The organism is Flavobacterium sp. (genome assembly GCF_040382755.1).
In the GTDB taxonomy this organism is placed as follows: Bacteria; Bacteroidota; Bacteroidia; order Flavobacteriales; family Flavobacteriaceae; genus Flavobacterium.
In genome coordinates, this window is sequence record NZ_JBEIET010000186.1 from 1 (window position 1) to 2,862 (window position 2,862).

General features: G+C 30.7%; 6 protein-coding genes. 1 reads left to right on the top strand and 5 read right to left on the bottom strand.

What is annotated here, in order from left to right; translation table 11 throughout:
• On the top strand, positions 1 to 699 hold a 699-nt coding region (locus ABWO04_RS10885; RefSeq protein ID WP_353079722.1), incomplete at its 5' end, for an HDIG domain-containing metalloprotein.
• A gap of 124 nt (positions 700 to 823) precedes the next feature.
• Here ABWO04_RS10885 and ABWO04_RS10890 read toward each other — a convergent pair.
• The 5 genes from ABWO04_RS10890 to rpmB all read right to left on the bottom strand — a co-directional run bounded on the left by ABWO04_RS10890 (position 824) and on the right by rpmB (position 2,783).
• Positions 824 to 1,045 (bottom strand): hypothetical protein, encoded by a 222-nt coding sequence (locus tag ABWO04_RS10890; protein WP_353079723.1) that lies wholly within the window; start codon positions 1,043 to 1,045, stop codon positions 824 to 826.
• 10 nt (positions 1,046 to 1,055) lie between these two features.
• Positions 1,056 to 2,036: a signal recognition particle-docking protein FtsY gene (gene ftsY, locus ABWO04_RS10895; protein WP_353079724.1), complete on the bottom strand. Its 981-nt coding sequence runs from the start codon at positions 2,034 to 2,036 to the stop codon at positions 1,056 to 1,058.
• 107 nt (positions 2,037 to 2,143) lie between these two features.
• Entirely contained in the window at positions 2,144 to 2,296 is a 153-nt protein-coding gene (locus ABWO04_RS10900) for a DUF4295 domain-containing protein (protein WP_291241091.1), read from the bottom strand.
• A gap of 41 nt (positions 2,297 to 2,337) precedes the next feature.
• Entirely contained in the window at positions 2,338 to 2,520 is a 183-nt protein-coding gene (gene rpmG / locus ABWO04_RS10905; protein WP_091308983.1) for a 50S ribosomal protein L33, read from the bottom strand.
• A gap of 20 nt (positions 2,521 to 2,540) precedes the next feature.
• Complete coding sequence (rpmB, locus tag ABWO04_RS10910) at positions 2,541 to 2,783, bottom strand: 50S ribosomal protein L28 (RefSeq protein ID WP_291241090.1); 243 nt, start codon at positions 2,781 to 2,783, stop codon at positions 2,541 to 2,543.
• Between the last annotated feature and the right edge of the window lie 79 nt (positions 2,784 to 2,862).

Sequence of the window (2,862 nt, forward strand, 5' to 3'; positions counted from 1 at the left end):
GAGAAAACGAAAAAACAAATTGAAGAAGAAATTATTGAAGTAGGAAAACGTACCGTTATCGATTTAGGAATTCACGGTTTACACCCAGAATTGATTAAAATTGTAGGTAGAATGAAATACCGTTCTTCATACGGACAAAACCTATTACAACACTCAAGAGAAGTTTCTAAATTATGTGGTTTAATGGCTGCAGAATTAGGGCTAAACGTAAAATTAGCGAAAAGAGCTGGTTTATTACACGATATCGGAAAAGTGCCAGATACCGAAAGTGAATTACCTCACGCTATTTTAGGAATGCAATGGGCTGAGAAATATGGTGAAAAAGAAGAAGTTTGTAATGCTATTGGAGCTCACCACGATGAAATTGAAATGAAATATTTAATTTCACCGATTATTCAAGTGTGTGATGCGATTTCTGGAGCAAGACCTGGCGCACGTCGTCAAGTATTAGATTCTTATATTCAGCGTTTAAAAGACTTAGAAGAAGTAGCTTACAGCTTCCCTGGTGTGAAAAACGCATATGCTATTCAAGCAGGTAGAGAATTACGTGTTTTAGTTGAAAGCGAAAAAGTTTCAGACGATTTAGCTGCTACACTATCCTTTGAAATTTCACACAAAATTCAAACAGAAATGACCTATCCAGGTCAAGTTAAAGTAACTGTAATTAGAGAAACTCGAGCAGTAAATATTGCGAAGTAATTTCTAAATTAGTATACATTTAAAAGCCCAATTTCATTGAAATTGGGCTTTTTGTTTATAAACATATTTTATGTAATTTATTTTAAAACAGATAAAAGAAGTTATTCTGATTAAAATAAAAATTTTAAAACTTATTCTTTCCCGTTGGCTTTTTTGTTTTACCATTAATCACTTTAATAGCTACATACATAAACAAAATAAAAGAAAGTAGTCGTAACGACATAAAAATACTTTCACTTTGCATAAACCCTAAAAACTTTAAATCAAAAGGAAACGCTAAAACAGCAGAAATTAAAGCTATAAATAACAATTTTGAATTGGTTATATTTTTAAAAAAATTAATCATAATGTAAAAATTAATTAAAGAAAGAATCTACAAACTCTGTTTTATTAAAAACTTGTAAATCTTCAATTCCTTCACCTACTCCAATATATTTAACTGGAATTTGAAATTGATCTGAAATACCGATAACAACACCACCTTTTGCAGTACCATCTAATTTAGTTACTGCTAAACAAGACACTTCAGTGGCTGCAGTAAATTGTTTGGCTTGTTCAAAAGCGTTTTGTCCTGTTGATCCGTCAAGAACCAACATAACATCGTTTGGTGTATTTGGAACTACTTTTTGCATTACATTTTTGACTTTGGTCAATTCATTCATTAAACCTACTTTATTATGTAAACGTCCAGCTGTATCAATAATTACAACATCGGCATTTTGTGCTACGGCAGATTGTAACGTATCAAAAGCAACAGAAGCAGGATCAGAACCCATTTGCTGTCTTACCATTGGTACATCTACTCTATCTGCCCAAATTTGCAATTGATCGATAGCAGCCGCTCTAAATGTATCTGCAGCACCCAAAACAACCTTAAATCCTGCTTTTTTAAATTGATATGCTAATTTTCCTATGGTAGTTGTTTTTCCAACACCATTTACGCCCACAACCATAATTACATAAGGTTTAACATCTTTTGGAATGGTGAATTCGGATTCGTTTCCAGAATTGGTCTCAGATAACAACGAACCAATTTCTTCTCTTAATATAATATTTAACTCATCTGTACCTAAATATTTATCTTGAGAAACTCTTTTTTCAATACGTTGAATAATCTTTAAAGTGGTATTTACACCCACATCGGAAGAAATAAGTACTTCTTCTAAATTATCTAAAACCTCATCATCTACTTTAGACTTTCCGGCAACGGCTTTTGTTAGTTTAGAAAAGAAAGAAGTTTTTGTTTTCTCTAATCCTTTGTCTAATTGCTGCTTTTCCTGTTCTGTAATTACAGGTTCACTTTTGTTAGATGAAAATATTTTTTTAAAAAAACTCATTTAATTTGGTATATAATGATATGATTTTCATTATTGTTGGAACAAAAATAAAATAAAAAAAGCTACTTTCAAATGAAAATAGCTTTTTTAATATCTTTAATTACAGATTATTTCTTTTTTAAGAACTCATCTACTTCTTCAGGAGTCATTACTGATTCCACAAATGTATAAGCACCAGTTTTAGGAGACTTAACCATTTTGATTGCTTTAGTTAATCTTTTAGAAGATGTTTGTAAAGTTGCTACGGTTTTCTTTGCCATGACTTAGTATGTTTTATTTGAAACTTAAATTAAGCTTCTAATTATTTAATTTCTTTGTGAACAGTTACTCTTTTCAAGATAGGATTGAATTTTTTGATTTCCATTCTATCTGGTGTGTTTTTTTTGTTTTTAGTCGTGATATAACGAGAAGTTCCTGGTTGACCAGATTCTTTGTGCTCAGTACACTCTAAAATTACTTGGATTCTATTACCTTTCTTTGCCATTTTGATATATTTTTAAATGATTAAACAGATTTTACGAATCCATTTGCTTTAGCTTTTTTCAAAACTGCAGCAATACCATTTTTGTTAATTGTTTTTAATACTGCTGTAGATATTTTTAGGCTCACCCATCTATCTTCTTCTGCAATGTAAAAACGTTTTTTCACTAAGTTCACAGAGAATTTTCTCTTAGTTTTATTCATCGCGTGAGAAACGTTGTTTCCAACCATTGCTCTTTTTCCTGTTAGTTCACAAACTCTTGACATTATTCTAAACTTTTATATCGTTATTCTAAATAAGGGTGCAAAGAAAAGAATTTTTACTTTACTATGCAACTATTTTTAA

What these genes read in the sequence shown, in the direction of transcription:
- rpmG (WP_091308983.1), bottom strand. Translation starts at nt 2,520, where the DNA reads ATGGCAAAGAAAGGTAATAGAATCCAAGTAATTTTAGAGTGTACTGAG.
- rpmB (WP_291241090.1), bottom strand. Translation starts at nt 2,783, where the DNA reads ATGTCAAGAGTTTGTGAACTAACAGGAAAAAGAGCAATGGTTGGAAAC.
- ftsY (WP_353079724.1), bottom strand. Translation starts at nt 2,036, where the DNA reads ATGAGTTTTTTTAAAAAAATATTTTCATCTAACAAAAGTGAACCTGTA.
- ABWO04_RS10900 (WP_291241091.1), bottom strand. Translation starts at nt 2,296, where the DNA reads ATGGCAAAGAAAACCGTAGCAACTTTACAAACATCTTCTAAAAGATTA.
- ABWO04_RS10890 (WP_353079723.1), bottom strand. Translation starts at nt 1,045, where the DNA reads ATGATTAATTTTTTTAAAAATATAACCAATTCAAAATTGTTATTTATA.